Raw genomic sequence first — 16,231 nt, forward strand, 5'->3', positions numbered from 1 at the left:
TGGATGTTCCCGATGGCCATCGCGTGCGGCAACACGTTCGTGCTGAAGCCCTCGGAGAAGGACCCCTCCGCCGCCATCAAGATCGCCGAGCTGCTCGCCGAGGCCGGTCTCCCGGACGGCGTCTTCAACGTCGTGCACGGCGACAAGGTGGCCGTCGACCGCCTCCTGGAGCACCCGGACGTCAAGGCGGTCTCCTTCGTCGGCTCCACCCCGATCGCCCGCTACATCCACACCACCGCCGCCGCGAACCACAAGCGCGTCCAGGCGCTCGGCGGCGCCAAGAACCACATGCTGGTCCTCCCGGACGCCGACCTGGACGCGGCGGCCGACGCGGCCGTCTCCGCCGCCTACGGCTCCGCGGGCGAGCGCTGCATGGCCATCTCCGCGGTCGTCGCGGTCGGCGCGATCGGCGACGAGCTGGTGGAGAAGATCCGCGAGCGCGCCGAGAAGATCAAGATCGGGCCCGGCAACGACCCGACGTCCGAGATGGGCCCCCTCATCACGGCCGTGCACCGCGACAAGGTCGCCTCCTACGTCGAGGGCGCGGCGGCCGAGGGCTGCGAGGTCGTCCTGGACGGCACCGGCTACACGGTGGAGGGCTTCGAGGACGGCCACTGGATCGGCATCTCGCTCCTGGACAAGGTCCCCACGTCCGCCAAGGCCTACACGGACGAGATCTTCGGCCCGGTCCTGTGCGTGCTGCGCGTGGACACCTACGAGGAGGGTGTCGCCCTCATCAACCGCTCGCCGTTCGGCAACGGCACCGCGATCTTCACCCGGGACGGCGGCGCCGCCCGCCGCTTCCAGCTGGAGATCGAGGCGGGCATGGTCGGCGTGAACGTGCCGATCCCGGTCCCCGTCGGCTACCACAGCTTCGGCGGCTGGAAGGACTCGCTCTTCGGCGACCACCACATCTACGGCAACGACGGCACCCACTTCTACACCCGCGGCAAGGTCGTCACCACGCGCTGGCCCGACCCCTCCGAGGCCCCGGAGGGCGTCGACCTGGGCTTCCCGCGCAACCACTGAGCGTCACCGCCCGACCCTGTTGAGGCCGTCCGGATATCGGACGGCCTCAACTTTTTTTGTCAGCGGTGCTGCGGTTCTCGTTCTGGGGGGATGAAACGGGTGGCTTAGGCCCCGCCACCGCATGACCTTCGAATGCAAGATCATGCACGCAGGGGGCTTGATGATTGCCCATCTCGACTTCCGACCCCTAAGAAAGTGATGTGACGTCGGTCGCTTTACGAGTACGGAATCCGAAGGTAAACAGCCATTGACGCAGCGGTTTTCGTCGCGGTTCCATGCAGCACAGCCCAACCGCCGGAGGCATCCGCACAAGCCGATCGGAACCGCCGCATGACCGACACACTCCGCCCTGTCGAGACCGCCGTCGCAGAGGCGTCCGACAGCCCCAAGACGCTCAAGCGCTCCATCGGAGTGGTAGGCGGCACCCTACTGACCCTCTCCTGCGTCACCCCGGCCTCCACGCTCTTCGTGGTCGTCCCCGACCTGTTCGGTTCCCTCGGCACCGCCACCGCCCTGACGATCGCCATCGGCTCCCTCCTCTGTATCGCCGTGGCGTTCTGCTACTCCGAGCTCGGCACCCTCATCCCGAGCGCGGGCGGCGAGTACGCGATGGTGTCGACGCTGGCGGGACGCCTGGCCGGCTGGCTGGTCTTCGTCCTCTCGCTGCTGGTCGTCATGATCGTGCCCCCGGTGATCGCCATGGGCACGGCCGACTACCTCGCCCCGATCGTCCATCTCGACCCGGCCATGACCGGCGCCGGCGTGATGCTCCTCGCGACCCTCGCGGGCCTGCTGGACCTGCGTGCGAACGCCTGGATCACCGGCATCTTCCTGGTCCTGGAAGTCATCGCGGCGGGCGTGGTGGCGGTCCTCGGCTTCTCCCACAGCCAGCGCGGCCTCGGCAGCCTCACCTCCATGCAGGTCGCGGACACGGGCGGCCACACCACCACGGTCACCGCCATGCTGGTCGTCTCCGGCCTCGCCATCGCCCTCTTCGTCACCCAGGGCTTCTCGACGGCCGTCTACCTCTCCGAGGAACTGGAGCACCCGCGCCGCAACGTCGCCCGCACGGTCCTCGCCACCCTCGCGATCTCCACGGTGATCATCCTCGTCCCGGTCGCCGCGATCACCATGGGCGCGACCGACCTCAAGTCCCTCACCGGCGGCGACATCAGCTCCATGGTCACCGCCTGGTCCAACTCGGCTGTCGGCACCTTCGTCAGCCTCTGCGTGGCCCTCGCCATCATCAACGCGGGCATCGTCATGGTCATCCAGAACTCCCGCGTCCTGTTCGCCTCGGCCCGCGACAAGGCCTGGCCCGCACCGGTCAACAGCGCCCTCTCCCGCCTCGGCCGCTTCGGCTCCCCCTGGGTCGCCACCCTCGCCGTCGGCGTCCCCGGCGCCCTGCTCTGCTTCGTCAACCTCGACACCCTCTACGGCGTGACGGGCGTCTCCGTGACCGGCATGTACCTCCTCGTCGCCGTCGCCGCGCTCCTCTCCCGCCGCGGCCACCACAAGCACACCCCCGCCTGGCGGATGCCCCTCTGGCCCGCCATGCCCGTCCTCCTCATCGCCGTCCTCGCCTACATCCTCACCCAGCAGGAAACCACCTACCTCCTCTGGACCGGCGGCATCACCGCCGCCGCCACCCTCTACTGGGCCCTCTACCTCCGCCCCCGCAAGGAAACCCACTGGGTCGTCTCGATCCCGGAGGACGTCCAGCCTTAACGGGGGGGCGACTGCAGCGCCCCGTCAGGGGCGCGGGCTGAACACCGGGCAGAGCAGCCGGCCCAGGGGCGCGGGGCTGTATCGATTTGCGGCTGCCGCCGCGCGGGCGCGACCAGCCCCCACCGGCCCGCGGGTGCTCACTGCCCGGTTCGGCACCGCCGAATTGCGCCGTCGTGGCTGATCGCCGTCGCGGCGGGAAACGGGACGGGCCGGCGAGGTGGGGTGGGGCGGCGGACGTCGGGGGGCAGGCGTCGTACCGCGCTCGAAGTACGTGGCGACACCCTCGTACTCCCGAGGGATGGCTCGGGGTTCACCCCACCGTCGGCCTCGTATGTCGGTGCCGCCCCGTACCGTTGAAGCATGGATCTTCGACCCCCCGGCCTACGAGCCCTGCTCCGGCGGCCGCGACGGCTCCTCGCCGCCGCGGCCGCCGTCGTCGTGCTCGTCGGCGCCGGTACGTGGACGGCCGTCGCCTCCGACGACCCGCCCCCGGTGCACAGCACGGACCAGGTGATGGCAGTGGACGGGGTCCGTCTGGACACCTCGTTCTTCACCACGTCCGGCACCGGCCGGCGCCCCGCGGTCCTCCTCGCCCACGGCTTCGGCGGCAGCAAGGACGACATGCGCGCCGAGGCCGAGCACCTCGCCCGCGACGGCTACGCGGTCCTCACCTGGTCCGCGCGCGGCTTCGGCAGGTCCACCGGCAAGATCGGCCTCAACGACCCGAAGGGCGAGGTCGCCGACGTCTCCCGGCTCATCGACTGGCTCGCCAAGCAGCCGCAGGTGGAGCTGGACAAGGCCGGCGACCCGCGGGTCGGCATGGCGGGCGGGTCGTACGGGGGCGCGATCTCGCTGCTCACCGCCGCCTACGACAGCCGCGTCGACGCGATCGCCCCGTCGATCACGTACTGGAACCTCGCCGAGGCCCTGTTCCCGAACGGCGTCTTCAAGAAGCTGTGGGCCGGGATCTTCTTCAACACCGGCGGCGGCTGCGCCAACTTCCAGCCGGCGCTGTGCCAGATGTACGACCGGGTCGCCGAGTCGGGCAAGCCGGACGCCGCCGCCGTCAAGCTCCTCGAGGAGCGGTCACCGTCGGCCGTCGGCAGCCGCGTCAAGGTGCCGACCCTCCTCTTCCAGGGCCAGACCGACTCCCTCTTCACGCTCTCCCAGTCCGACGCGGCGGCGAAGGCGATCAAGGCCAACGGCGCCCCCGTGGACGTCGACTGGATCGCCGGCGGCCACGACGGCGGCGACCTGGAGACCAGCCGCGTCGAGGGCCGGGTGACCTCGTGGTTCGACCGGTACCTGAAGGGGGAGAAGGCCACCGACACCGGGCCCGCCTTCCGGATCACCCGCACCGGCGGCGTCGACTCCACCGACGGCGCCGCCCAGTTGCGGGGCGCGACCGCCGACAGCTACCCGGGCCTGGAGAGCGACCGGAAGAACATCGCCCTCAAGGGCGGCACCCAGCGCGTCGATAACCCGGCCGGCGCCAGCCCGCCCGGCGTCTCCGCGCTGCCCGGCCTCGGCGGCGGCGGCCTCTCCCAGCTCTCCTCCCTCGGCGTCGGCGTCTCCCTGGACTTCCCCGGCCAGTACGCCCGCTTCGACTCGGCACCGATGACCGACAACGTGCAGATCACCGGCACCCCCACCGCCACCGTCCACCTCACCTCCACCGGCGACGACGCCGTGCTCTTCGGCAAGGTGTACGACGTCGGCCCGGACGGCAGCCAACAGGTGCTGCCCTCCCAGCTGGTCGCCCCGATCCGCGTCGAGGACGCCAAGGCCGGCCAGGACGTCACGATCACCCTCCCGGCGATCGACCACGAGGTGCAGAAGGGCCACCGGCTGCGCCTGGTCCTCGCCTCCACCGACCTCGGCTACGCCTCCCCGACCGCCCCGGCGACCTACACGGTCTCCCTCAAGGGCGCCCTGAGCGTGCCGACCGCGCCCCAGGTGGACACGGCCGCCGCACCGCTGCCCGCCTGGGTGTGGTGGCTGCCGCCGGCCGGCGCGCTCGCCGCCCTGGCGCTGCTGGTCACCGGCCGCCGCCGGGCCGCCGGCCCGGCCCCCGCCCCGGAGCTGGCCGAAGTCCCGCTCCAGATAACGGACCTGAGCAAGCGCTACAAGGGCTCGACGGACCGGTACGCCGTCCGCGAGCTGTCCTTCCGCGTGGAGAAGGGCCAGGTCCTCGGCCTCCTCGGCCCCAACGGCGCGGGCAAGACCACCACCCTGCGCATGCTGATGGGCCTGATCAAGCCCGACGACGGCGAGATCCGGGTCTTCGGCCACGCCATCCGCCCGGGCGCCCCCGTCCTCTCCCGTGTCGGCGCCTTCGTCGAGGGCGCGGGCTTCCTGCCCCACCTGTCCGGCCGGGAGAACCTGGAGCTCTACTGGCAGGCCACAGGCCGGCCGGCCGAGGACGCCCACCTCGCCGAGGCCCTGGAGATCGCCGGCCTCGGCGACGCGCTGGCCCGCGCGGTCCGCACGTACTCGCAGGGCATGCGCCAGCGCCTCGCCATCGCCCAGGCCATGCTCGGCCTGCCGGACCTGCTCATCCTCGACGAACCGACCAACGGCCTCGACCCGCCGCAGATCCGCGAGATGCGCGAGGTGATGATCCGCTACGCGGCCGCCGGCCGCACGGTGATCGTCTCCAGCCATCTCCTCGCCGAGGTCGAGCAGTCCTGCACCCACCTCGTGGTGATGGACCGGGGCCGGCTGATCCAGGCCGGCCCGGTCGCCCAGATCGTCGGCTCCGGCGACACCCTCCTCGTCGGCACCTCCGTACCCGTGGAGGAGCCGGTCGTGGAGAAGGTCGCAGCGCTGCCCGGCATCGCCTCGGTGACCCGCACCGACGACGGCCTCCTGGTCCGCATGGAGCCCGGCGGCAGCGCACCGCGCCTGGTCGCCGAACTCGTCCGGCTCGACGTGCCCGTGGCGTCGGTGGGCCCCCACCGCCGCCTGGAAGACGCCTTCCTGACCCTGATCGGAGGATCCGCATGAGCACGCTCACCGAGGGAGCCGCGGTCGCCTCCGGCTACCGGGCGGGCCGCACCCTGCCGCTGCGCGTCGAACTCGTCCGCCAGTTCAAGCGCCGCCGCACCCTGGCGATGGGCGGGATCCTCGCCGTCCTCCCGTTCGTGCTGCTGATCGCGTTCGCCATCGGCGGCCAGCCGGGCGAGCAGAACGGCCAGGTCACCCTCCTGGACACGGCCACCGCCTCCGGCGCCAACTTCGCCGCGGTCAACCTGTTCGTGTCGGCGGGCTTCCTGCTGGTCATCCCGGTCGCCCTGTTCTGCGGGGACACGGTCGCCTCGGAGGCCAGCTGGTCCTCCCTGCGCTATCTGCTGGCCGCACCCGTGCCGAGGGCCCGGCTGCTCTGGTCCAAGCTGGTCGTCGCGCTCGGCCTCAGCCTGGCCGCGATGATCCTGCTGCCGCTGGTCGCGCTGGCCGTCGGCACGGCCGCCTACGGCTGGGGACCCCTCCAGATCCCCACCGGCGGCGCACTCGACACCGGCACCGCCGCCCAGCGCCTGGCGATCGTCGTCGTGTACATCTTCCTGTCCCAACTGGTCACCGCCGGGCTGGCGTTCTGGCTCTCCACCAAGACCGACGCCCCCCTCGGCGCGGTCGGCGGCGCCGTCGGCCTGACCATCGTCGGCAACGTCCTCGACGCGGTCACCGCCCTCGGCCACTGGCGCGACTTCCTGCCCGCCCACTGGCAGTTCGCCTGGGCGGACGCCGTACAACCCCACCTGGAGTGGTCGGGCATGATCCAGGGCACGGCGGTCTCGATAACGTACGCCCTGGTGCTGTTCGCCCTGGCCTTCCGGGGTTTCGCCCGCAAGGACATCGTCTCCTAGGTCACCGGACCATCTCCCTCCGGCCTCGAAACCCCTGGTCCGTGGCCGGTTCGAGATTCATCCGCAACGCATCGGGGCGCACGTTCCGGCCCCCTGCGCCGTCACAGTCGACGACACGTCAGGACGTCGACTCCGACCGGCACAGGGGGCACAGACGATGGACCGACACCCGACCCGACGACAGACATACGGCGCACTGCTCGCCCTCACCACGGCAGGGGCCCTGCTCCTGACGGGCTGCGGCGCCGGCGACGAGAGCCACTACAACGGCCCGAACCACACCGGCCTCCCGGCCCCCGCCCCGTCCCGGGCCCAGGGCGCCGAAGCCACCCCGTCCGCCGGCTCCGACCCTTCCGACCGCTCCTCCGACCACCTCTCCACCTTCGCCCTCGACGTCGACACCGCCTCCTACGGCTACGCCCGCCGCACCCTCGCCGACGGCGGCCGCCCGGACCCCTCGACGATCCGCCCCGAGGAGTTCGTCAACAGCTTCCGCCAGGACTACCGGACCCCCGACCACAACGGCTTCACGGTCACCGTCGACGGCGCCCGCACCAGCAGCCCGGACTGGTCCCTGGTCCGCGTCGGCCTCACCACCCGCCCCAGCGAGTCCGCCGACGACCGCCCGCCGGCCGCCCTCACCTTCGTCATCGACGTCTCCGGCTCCATGGACGAACCGGGCCGCCTGGACCTCGCCAAGAAGTCCCTGGACACGATGACCGACCGGCTGCGCGACGACGACTCGGTCGCCCTCGTCACCTTCAGCGAACACGCCGAGACGGTCCTGCCGATGACCCGCCTCGGCGGCCACCGCGCCGAGATCCACGACGCCGTCGACGGCCTCCGGGCCCTCTCCTCCACCAACCTCGGCGAAGGCGTCGAGACCGGCTACGCCACCGCCGTCGAGGGCCTGCGCAAGGACGCCACCAACCGCGTCGTCCTGATCTCCGACGCCCTCGCCAACGACGGCCGGACCGACCCCGACGCCATCCTCGAACGCATCGACGGCGACCGCCGGGCCTACGGCATCACCCTGTTCGGCATAGGAGTCGGCAGCGACTACGGCGACGCCCTGATGGAACGCCTCGCCGACAAGGGCGACGGCCACACCACCTACGTCTCCGACACCGCGACCGCCACCGAGGTCTTCTGCCGCCAACTCCCGCAGAACATCGACCTGGTGGCCCGCGACGCCAAGGCCCAGGTCGCCTTCGACCCGCACACCGTCGCCGAGTTCCGCCTGATCGGCTACCAGGACCGCAAGGTCGCCGACCAGGACTTCCGCGATGACCGCGTCGACGGCGGCGAGGTCGGCCCCGGCCACACGGTCACCGCCCTCTACGCCGTCCGCACCCGGCCCGACACCGACGGCCACCTCGCCACGGCCACGGTCCGCTGGCTCGACCCCACCACCCGCACCCCGCACGAGAACACCGGCTCGATGGAGACGGACGCCCTGCACGACTCGGTCTGGACGGCCTCCCCCCGCTTCCAAGTAACAGCGGTGGCGGCCTACTTCGCGGACGCGCTGGCGGACGGGGAGTACGCCATCCCGGGAGCACCGAGTCTCAGGAGCCTCCAGTCGAGGGCGGCGACTCTGGCGAAGGCGACCGAGGACAAGGACGTCGCCGACCTTTCAACGGCGATCAGCGAGGCAGCGCCCCTCTAGGCGCGAAAACCATTGACCAACCCTTACTTCTGAGTAAGTTGACGCCCCATGAGCGTACGCAGCGACCTCAAACGAGCACGTCAACGAACCGATCTGGCCGACCGGGGCAAGGTCGAGGTCATCAAGGACGAGGCCGGGGTCGTGCGGGAGGTGCGCCGGGAGCACCTGGCCCCACCCCTCACCACCGGCTCCCTCGCGGACCTCCCCTACGCCAACGCCACCGAGAAACCCGACGCCACGGCTCTGCGGCGCCCCGACGGCCCGGTCACCGCAGCGGACTTCGCCGCCCAAGTCACCGCCGTCGCCCAGGGATTGATCGGCGCAGGCCTCGCCGCGGGCGACCGCGTCGCGGTGATGTCCCGCACCCGCTACGAGTGGACGGTCCTCGACTTCGCCGTCTGGGCGGCGGGCGGGGTGACCGTCCCGGTCTACCCCACCTCCTCCGCGGACCAGGTGGAGTGGATCGTCCGGGACTCCGGCGCCCGGCACGTCGTCACCGAGACCCCGGAGAACACGGCCACCGTCACCACCGGCACGGCCGCCCACGAACAGCCCCCGCGCATCTGGGAGCTGGCGGCCGGCGCGGTCACCGACCTGACCACCCTCGGCCGGGACGTCCCGGCCGAGGAGGTGGCCAAGCGCCGCGCCACGCTCACCCCCGACACGGTCGCCACCGTCTGCTACACCTCCGGCACCACCGGCCGCCCCAAGGGCTGCGTCCTCACCCACGCCAACCTGCACGCCGAGGCCGCCAACACGGTCGAGCTGCTGCACCCCGTCTTCCAGGCGGTCACCGGCCAGACCGCCTCCACCCTGCTGTTCCTGCCGCTCGCCCACATCCTGGGCCGCACGCTCCAGATCGCGTGCCTGATGGGCCGGATCGAGATGGGCCACTTCCCGAGCGTCAAGCCGGACGAACTGCGGCCCGCGCTGCGGGAGTTCAGGCCGACGTTCCTGGTCGGGGTGCCGTACCTCTTCGAGAAGATCCATGACACCGGGCGGGCGACGGCCGAGAAGATCGGGCGCGCCGCGTCCTTCGACCGCGCCGAGCGGATCGGCGTGCGCTTCGCCGAGGCCTACCTGCGGAAGTTCCTCGGCACGGGGAAGGGCCCCGGGCCCGGCCTGTACGCGGCCTGGGCGCTGTACGACCTGCTGGTCTACCGGCGCGTCCGCAAGGAACTCGGCGGCCGGATGCGGTACGCCATCAGCGGCGGCTCCCCGCTCGACCGCGACCTCAACCTGTTCTTCCACGCCGCAGGGATCGTCGTCTACGAGGGCTACGGCCTGACCGAGACCAGCGCCGCCGCCACCATCGTGCCGCCGCTGGCACCCCGCCCCGGCACGGTCGGGCAGCCCATCCCCGGGACGGCCGTCCGGATCGCCGACGACGGAGAGGTGCTGATCAAGGGGCCGGTGGTCTTCGGGTCGTACTGGAACAACCCGGCCGCGACCGCCGAAGTCCTCCCGGCCGACGGCTGGTTCGCGACCGGCGACCTCGGCTCGCTCGACGCGGACGGCTATCTCACCATCACCGGCCGCAAGAAGGACCTCCTGGTCACCTCCGGCGGCAAGAACGTCTCCCCGGCCGTCCTGGAGGACCGGCTGCGCAGCCGCTCGCCCGTCGGCCAGTGCCTGGTGGTCGGCGACAACCGGCCCTTCGTGGCCGCGCTGATCACCCTCGACCCGGAGGCCGTCGCCCACTGGCTGTCCGTACGGAAGCTGCCCCCGGACACCCCGCTGTCCGAGCTGGTGCGGGACGACCGGATGCGGGCCGAGGTGCAGAAGGCGGTCGACCACACCAACGAGGCCGTCTCCCGCGCCGAGTCGATCCGCGCCTTCGCCCTGGTCGAGGGCGAGTTCACCGAGGACAACGGCCTGCTCACCCCGTCCCTGAAGGTGAAGCGGCACGCGGTGACCACCCGTTACGCCGACGCGATCGAGGCGCTCTACCGCAAGTAGCCGCACGACGAAGGCGGCGGGCCACCGGAGGAACCGGTGACCCGCCGCCCGCGGAACGTCTGGGACTACCTGTTGCCGGCGCCGTTGGCCGCGAGCACCGAGATGTCGTCCAGGATGTGCGACAGCGGCTCGTCGCCCTTGGCCTGGGTGGAGTTCTCGACGCACTGCTGGTTCTGCGGCGCGGAGAGGATCGGCACGTCCTGCAGGACGCCGACGGCCGCGACGCCGACCAGGCTCTGGATGTTCGCCTTCACCGGGAGGCCGATGCACGGCTTGTTCAGCGTGCCCTGAACCAGCGAGAGCTGCGGGCTCATGTCGCCGAACGTGGCCGAGTTGCCGAACTCCGACTTGGCGCCGTTGCCGCTCGCGGACGTGGTGCCGTTGTCGTTGCCGACAGCCAGAGCCTGGGGGGCGGCCGTGGCGGCGAAACCGGCGACGGTGGCGGCGACGGCCGCGGTTGCCCACAGCTTCTTCATGTTGTTCCCTTTCGAAAGGCGGACTCCGGGGAGGAGCTGCGTGATCATCAACGGCCGGATCCCCGCCGGGGTTGCGTGCTTTGCCCCGTTTGGCGGAGCGCAGTCCGATGAAGCGACGAACTCCCCGCCGGAGGCGGACGCACCAGGCAGAACACAGGCCGGCGGGCCGCCGTGAAGTCGGCGGCCCGCCGGCCTAGGGGCCCCTCGGAAGGGACCCGGGAGACGTGCGGACTTACTTGTTCTTGACGCCGTTGGCGGAGAGCGCCGAGATGTCGTCCAGGATGTGCGACAGCGGCTCGTCGCCCTTGGCCTGGGTGGAGTTCTCGACGCACTGCTGGTTCTGCGGCGCGGAGAGGATCGGCACGTCCTGCAGGACGCCGACGGCCGCGACGCCGACCAGGCTCTGGAGGTTCAGCTTCGCCGGCAGGCCGATGCACGGCTTGTTGAACGAGCCCTGGATCAGCGCCATCTGGGGGCTCATGTTGCCGTACGTGGCGGAGTTGCCGAACGACTGGTACGCGCCGTTCCCGCTGGCGGAGGTCGTGCCGTGGTCGTTGCCGGTGGCCAGGGCCGGCGCGGCGGCCGCGGCCGAGACGCCGACGACGGAGGCGGCGACAGCGGCGGAGGCCAGAACCTTCTTGATCACTTGTCAATTCCCTTCTGAGGACACCCCGTCCACCGGAGCGCCCTGGTCAACTGCCCGCGTTCCGGTTGGTTGCTCCCCTTCACTCCAATGGCCCATGGCCCGGCAATACCCGAATCCGTCGACGGCCCAGTGTTCGCGGGGAATTCCGGGCGGTCCGTCGATCCGATCGGGTGACGTGCCGGGTCCCTGCCGCAACCATTCCGGACGCGGGCGGTTGATGCCGGGCAGGAACGTCCGTCTTGGCGTAAAGCCGGGAAAGGAAACAGGAAATGCTGAAGAAGGCAATGGCCGCGGCGGCGGTCGCCGCGTCCGTCGTAGGTGTGTCGGCGGCGGCAGCCCCCCAGGCGCTTGCCACCGGCAACGACCACGGCACCACCTCCGCCAGCGGGAACGGCGCCCACGAGGCGTTCGGCAACGCGGTGACCAAGGGCAACATGAGCCCCCAGGGCACCCTGGTCGGGGGCTCGCTGAACAAGCTCTGCGTCGGTCTGCCCGCGAAGGCGAACGTCCAGAGCGTGGTCGGTGTCATCGCCGCCGTCGGCGTCCTGCAGGACGTGCCGATCCTCTCCGCGGCGCAGAACCAGCAGTGTGCCGAGAACTCCACCCAGGCCAAGGGCGACGAGCCGCTGTCGCACATCCTGGACGACATCTCGGCCCTGTCGGCGAACGGCGTCGGCAACCAGTGACCCCGTTGTCGTAAGGTCCGCTCGGGCGGCGTGTGTTCACGCGTCGCCCGAGCGGTTTTCGTCGCAATCCTCGGAATTCCTGCGCGGAACCTTTCTGAAGAACCGTTTCCCCTCTTCGCGTCAATTCCCTGAAGGCGTTCGAGTGAATTGAACGACGGCGCATGTTCCGCAGTTTCTTCCGCCGTCCGTCCCTCGTTCTACAGCCTGCCGGTCATGGTGCGAGCCCTCCATGATGTGCTCGCTCGGTTTCGGCCGTCACACGGTCATGACCGCAGAGAAGGGATAGTTCATGAAGAAGACCGCAGCTGTCGTCGTCGGCGCGATCCTGGCCCTGGGCGGTGCCGCCCCGGCCTTCGCGGACGCCGGTGCCCACGGTGCCGCCGTCGGCTCCCCGGGTGTCCTCTCCGGGAACGTGATCCAGGTCCCGATCCACGTGCCGATCAACGTGTGCGGCAACAGCATCAACATCATCGCGCTGCTGAACCCCACGCTGGGCAACACCTGCGTCAACGACTGACGACACCTACGCAGCACACCAGCACCCCGGCTGCGTCACGGCCGGCCTCGGACCGTCGATCCTTCGCATCCGCGCTCCGAGGCCGGCTTTCCCACTTCTTCAAGCAGGAAGATCAACGAGATTGCGACAGAGCCTCAGCAGGGGGATGTTCGCGGCCGCCGCCGCGACGAGCATTCTGTCCCTGTACGCCAGTCCCGCTCTCGCCGACACGGAAGCGAACGGCGCCGCGAACGGCTCGCCGGGCGTCCTGTCCGGCAACAACGTGCAGGCCCCGGTGAACGTGCCGGTCAACGTCTGCGGCAACTCGGTCGACGCGGCCGCCGCGTTGAACCCGGCCTTCGGCAACTCCTGTGCCAACGTGTCGCACGAGCACGCCACCGGCCGCACCCACGAGCCACCCCACGACAGCTCGGGTTACGGCTCGGAGGGCCCCCGGGAGACCCCGCCTCCGTACGGTCACGAGACCCCGCCCCCGTACGGGGATGAGTCCTCTCCCCCCTGCGACGAGACGCCGCCGCCGTCGACCCCGCCGACCCCGCCGGGCCACTCGACCCCGCCCACCCCGCCGGGCCACTCGACCCCGCCCACCCCGCCGAGGCACTCGACCCCGCCCACCCCGCCCGGTCACTCGACCCCGCCGAGCCCTCCGGGTCACTCGACCCCGCCCGGTCCGTCGACGCCACCGCACCGGACGGCCCCGCCCGGCGGGAACCACCAGGCACCGCCGCCCACCCTGGCGCACACCGGCACCGAGGCCCTCCTCGCGTCCTCGGCGGCCGGCGCAGCGCTGATCGCGGGCGGCACGATCCTGTACCGCAGGGGCCGGACCGCGTCCCGCAGGCCGTAGCCCCGCCGCAGGGAGAGCCGGGTGCCGGACGCCCAGAACGCCCGGCACCCGTCGCCCGTCAGCTTCGCACCGTGTCCGGTGCCGACTCGGTGCGGCCCGCCGGGATGGTCCAGCCGGCCGGCCCCGAGCGCAGCCGCCGCCGTACCCCGCGCACCAGCGTGCCCGCGGTGAAGCCGGCGCCGTGCACGAAACGCATCGCCGGGCCGAAGCCCGCCGCCGTGATGAGACCGGCCAGGAACAGCCCGGGGTACGAGGACTCGAAGTCCCGGCCGACCTCCGGCGCCCCGTCGGCCCCCGTCACCAGCGTGCCGCGCACCTCCTCGGCCAGCAGCCCGAGCCGCTCCCGGGTGGCGGTGAACCCCGTGGCCGTGATGACGTGTTCGGTCTCCAGGGTGCCCACCCCGCCGCCGCGGCCGGCCGTGTCCAGCCGTACCCCGCCCGCCGTCGCGCGGGCTTGTGTGACCTCGCGGTCGAGCAGTACCTCCACCCCGTTCTCCACCCGCTCCCGCACCCACCAGGCGCCGGCCGGACCCAGGGCGGTGGCCGCGATCCGTGCCCGGGTCGGCTCCGCGAGCCGCCGGTACAGGCCCGGCCGCTCGGAGTAGAACCAGTTGCGCCAGCCGGGGCCCAGACCGCTGTGCGGGGAGCGGAGCGACTGCCACCAGGGGCGTTCCCAGGGCGGCGGCACGTCGTTCCAGCACAGCCGGTCCGCGCGTACCAGCACCCGGACCCGGCTGCCCTGTTCGGCCAGCAGCGCGGCCGTCTCCAGGGCCGCCTGGCCGCCGCCGATCACCGTGACGTCCCGGCCCTTGAAGCGGTCCAGGTCGGCGTGGTGGCTGCTGTGCGAGACCAGGTCGGGGGAGAGGCCGCGCAGGGCGGCCGGGATCTCGACGAACGGCAGCACACCGATGGCGAGCGCGACCGTCCGTCCCCGCACGGTCTCACCGTCCTCCGTCGTCACCTCGAAGCCGCCGGTGCGGGGCGCGACCCGGGTGACCATGCGCTCGTCGACGGGCGGGGCGGCGTTGCGGGCGAACCACAGGCCGTAGTCGGCGAACATCTCCAGCGGGATCGGCCGCCCGTGCCGGGCCTCCGTCCCCCGGCCCGCGCAGTACACGTCCAGTCGCCAGCGCGCCTCGGGGTCCGACAGGTTGGAGGCCCAGGGCTCGGACTTGAGGAACATCCCGCGGGGCATGTGGTCGCGCCAGGACGCCATCGGGCGGCCGAAGACCCGCACGTTCAGGCCCGCCGCAGCTCCATGGGAGGCGATGGACAGGCCGTACGGGCCCGCGCCCACCACCAGCAGGTCGTACATCAGCAGCTGCTCGCTTTCTCGTCGTCGGACCGGTCGGGCTGACCGGCGATGGGCAGGCCGGAGAGCGGCAGACCCGAGAGGCTGGACACACCGGAGAGTTCCTCGCCCGGTGCGCCGGTCATGGGGGGCTCCCCGGCCTGGCGGACCACGGGGGAGTGCGCCCCGGGCTCCGCGGGCGCGGGACGGCACAGCCGGGCCAGGAGCCGGCCCGCCACATGCCGGCACCACAGCGCCCACATCGCCAGGCCGGGCCCCCGGTCGTCCGGCGCGCTCCAGGCCAGCTCCCGCCCGCGCGGGGCCGGGCGCAGCGCGCTCAGCGGCGCGTAGTTCTCCACCACGAACGCCCGCCCCGCCAGCGGCGCCCCGGCGGCCGGCGGCCGATGGGTGAGGTCCAGGTGCAGGGCGCGTACGACGTCCAGGCCCGCGCTGTCGGCGAAGAGCCGGAACTGGGCGCCCGGACGGGGGTTGAAGTCGAGCAGGTGATAGCGGCCGGTGGTGCCGCAGCGGCGGAAGTCCAGGTCGAAGATGCCCCGGAAGCCCAGCTCGTCGGTGAGCCGCTCGGCCAGCGCCTCCACCTGCGGGTTGGGCGTCCACAGGCCGACCGCGGTCAGGCCAGCCCCGCGCGGCCAGGCCCGCTGCTTGCGGCCGGGGCCGCCCGCGCGCACCGTCCCGGTGCGGTCGGCGTAGCCGTGGAAGAACCAGTCGCGGTCCGGGCCCGGCGGCAGGAACTCCTGCAGCAGCAGCCGGCTGCCCGCCTCCTCGGTCCGCAGATACAGCTCCCGAGCCTCCCGCGCCGAGCGGACGACCACCGTGCTGCGCAGCCCGGACCCGGCCGGCACCAGCCAGGGCCGGCTCCACTTGGCGACCACCGGAAGCCCCAGCCGCCAGGCGGCGGCGGCGGCCTGCTCGGCGCTGTCCGGGACCAGCGTCCTCGGGTACGGGATCCCGGCCGCCGCGCACACCTCGGCCAACTCCGCCTTGTCGGCGACGCGTTCGGGCAGGGTGGCGGGCTGCTGCGGAAGCAGGTAGGCGGGCGTGAGGTCCTCGCGGTGCCGGCCGACCGCGATCGCGCTCGCGTCGTCCATCGGGATCAGCACCGCCGGACGCGCGACCCGCGCCGCCACCCGGCGCAGCACGGCGACGATCTCCGCGGGGGACGCGCCCGGCGCCGGCGGCGGATGCAGCTGCCGGACGAACCGGGACTTGCGGACCGGACTTCCGGTGGAATCGGCGACCACATGGACGTCCACACCGGCTCTGCCGAGCGAGCGGACGGCCCCCAGAGTGCCGTGGTGAAAGGGATTCCGGTCGATCCGCAGCAGAACCGCGGGAACCCGGATGTCTAGCAGCGACACAGGCCATTTCCTTTGCGTCGGTTCACCCGTGCGGACGTTCGGCGCACCCGAAAGCCGCAACCGCACTGGCGGAATTCATATTGATATGACTGAGTGTCAGTAACTGGCACTTCCTCAGCGAATGGAGAAAGGAGCAGG

13 protein-coding genes are annotated in these 16,231 nt (G+C 71.9%); 9 read left to right on the forward strand and 4 right to left on the reverse strand.

Annotation, left to right across the window (positions count from 1 at the left end; all coding sequences use genetic code 11):
* The 6 genes from mmsA to ACGFZS_RS00030 all read left to right on the forward strand — a co-directional run.
* A partial coding sequence (gene mmsA / locus ACGFZS_RS00005; protein ID WP_393793197.1) for a CoA-acylating methylmalonate-semialdehyde dehydrogenase occupies positions 1-1,029 on the forward strand: 1,029 nt, incomplete at its 5' end.
* A 330-nt stretch (positions 1,030-1,359) separates the two neighbouring features.
* On the forward strand, positions 1,360-2,757 hold the full coding sequence (locus ACGFZS_RS00010) for an APC family permease (RefSeq protein WP_393793198.1): 1,398 nt from the start codon (positions 1,360-1,362) through the stop codon (positions 2,755-2,757).
* Between the two features lie 360 nt (positions 2,758-3,117).
* Positions 3,118-5,763 carry a CocE/NonD family hydrolase gene (locus ACGFZS_RS00015; protein WP_393793199.1) on the forward strand — a complete coding sequence of 882 codons (2,646 nt, stop codon included), beginning with the start codon at positions 3,118-3,120 and terminating at the stop codon, positions 5,761-5,763.
* Positions 5,760-6,623, forward strand: a complete 864-nt coding sequence (locus tag ACGFZS_RS00020) for an ABC transporter permease (protein WP_393793200.1) — start codon at positions 5,760-5,762, stop codon at positions 6,621-6,623. The genes ACGFZS_RS00015 and ACGFZS_RS00020 overlap by 4 nt, the downstream gene beginning before the upstream one ends.
* Before the next feature lie 157 nt (positions 6,624-6,780).
* On the forward strand, positions 6,781-8,292 hold the full coding sequence (locus tag ACGFZS_RS00025; RefSeq protein WP_393793201.1) for a von Willebrand factor type A domain-containing protein: 1,512 nt from the start codon (positions 6,781-6,783) through the stop codon (positions 8,290-8,292).
* Positions 8,293-8,340: 48 nt separating this feature from the next.
* Positions 8,341-10,251, forward strand: a complete 1,911-nt coding sequence (locus ACGFZS_RS00030; RefSeq protein ID WP_393793202.1) for an AMP-dependent synthetase/ligase — start codon at positions 8,341-8,343, stop codon at positions 10,249-10,251.
* Between the two features lie 65 nt (positions 10,252-10,316).
* Here ACGFZS_RS00030 and ACGFZS_RS00035 read toward each other — a convergent pair whose 3' ends face one another.
* Complete coding sequence (locus tag ACGFZS_RS00035) at positions 10,317-10,727, reverse strand: rodlin (protein ID WP_393793203.1); 411 nt, start codon at positions 10,725-10,727, stop codon at positions 10,317-10,319.
* Between the two features lie 232 nt (positions 10,728-10,959).
* Positions 10,960-11,373 carry a rodlin gene (locus ACGFZS_RS00040; RefSeq protein ID WP_393793204.1) on the reverse strand — a complete coding sequence of 138 codons (414 nt, stop codon included), beginning with the start codon at positions 11,371-11,373 and terminating at the stop codon, positions 10,960-10,962.
* 269 nt (positions 11,374-11,642) lie between these two features.
* On the opposite strand from ACGFZS_RS00040, the gene ACGFZS_RS00045 reads away from it, so the two are divergent.
* The 3 genes from ACGFZS_RS00045 to ACGFZS_RS00055 all read left to right on the forward strand — a co-directional run bounded on the left by ACGFZS_RS00045 (position 11,643) and on the right by ACGFZS_RS00055 (position 13,423).
* On the forward strand, positions 11,643-12,059 hold the full coding sequence (locus tag ACGFZS_RS00045; protein WP_393793205.1) for a rodlin: 417 nt from the start codon (positions 11,643-11,645) through the stop codon (positions 12,057-12,059).
* Between the two features lie 289 nt (positions 12,060-12,348).
* Positions 12,349-12,576, forward strand: a complete 228-nt coding sequence (locus ACGFZS_RS00050; protein WP_359222432.1) for a chaplin — start codon at positions 12,349-12,351, stop codon at positions 12,574-12,576.
* Between the two features lie 145 nt (positions 12,577-12,721).
* Positions 12,722-13,423 carry a chaplin family protein gene (locus ACGFZS_RS00055; RefSeq protein ID WP_393794088.1) on the forward strand — a complete coding sequence of 234 codons (702 nt, stop codon included), beginning with the start codon at positions 12,722-12,724 and terminating at the stop codon, positions 13,421-13,423.
* 58 nt (positions 13,424-13,481) lie between these two features.
* On the opposite strand, the gene ACGFZS_RS00060 is transcribed toward ACGFZS_RS00055, so the two are convergent.
* A complete protein-coding gene (locus ACGFZS_RS00060) occupies positions 13,482-14,738 on the reverse strand; it encodes an NAD(P)-binding domain-containing protein (protein WP_393793206.1) in 1,257 nt (418 codons plus the stop codon).
* Positions 14,738-16,093, reverse strand: coding sequence for an ATP-grasp domain-containing protein (locus tag ACGFZS_RS00065; protein ID WP_393793207.1), 1,356 nt, complete (start codon positions 16,091-16,093; stop codon positions 14,738-14,740). The genes ACGFZS_RS00060 and ACGFZS_RS00065 overlap by 1 nt, the downstream gene beginning before the upstream one ends.
* Positions 16,094-16,231 lie beyond the last annotated feature (138 nt).

The organism is Streptomyces sp. NPDC048288, assembly GCF_043201555.1.
In the GTDB taxonomy this organism is placed as follows: domain Bacteria; phylum Actinomycetota; class Actinomycetes; order Streptomycetales; family Streptomycetaceae; genus Streptomyces.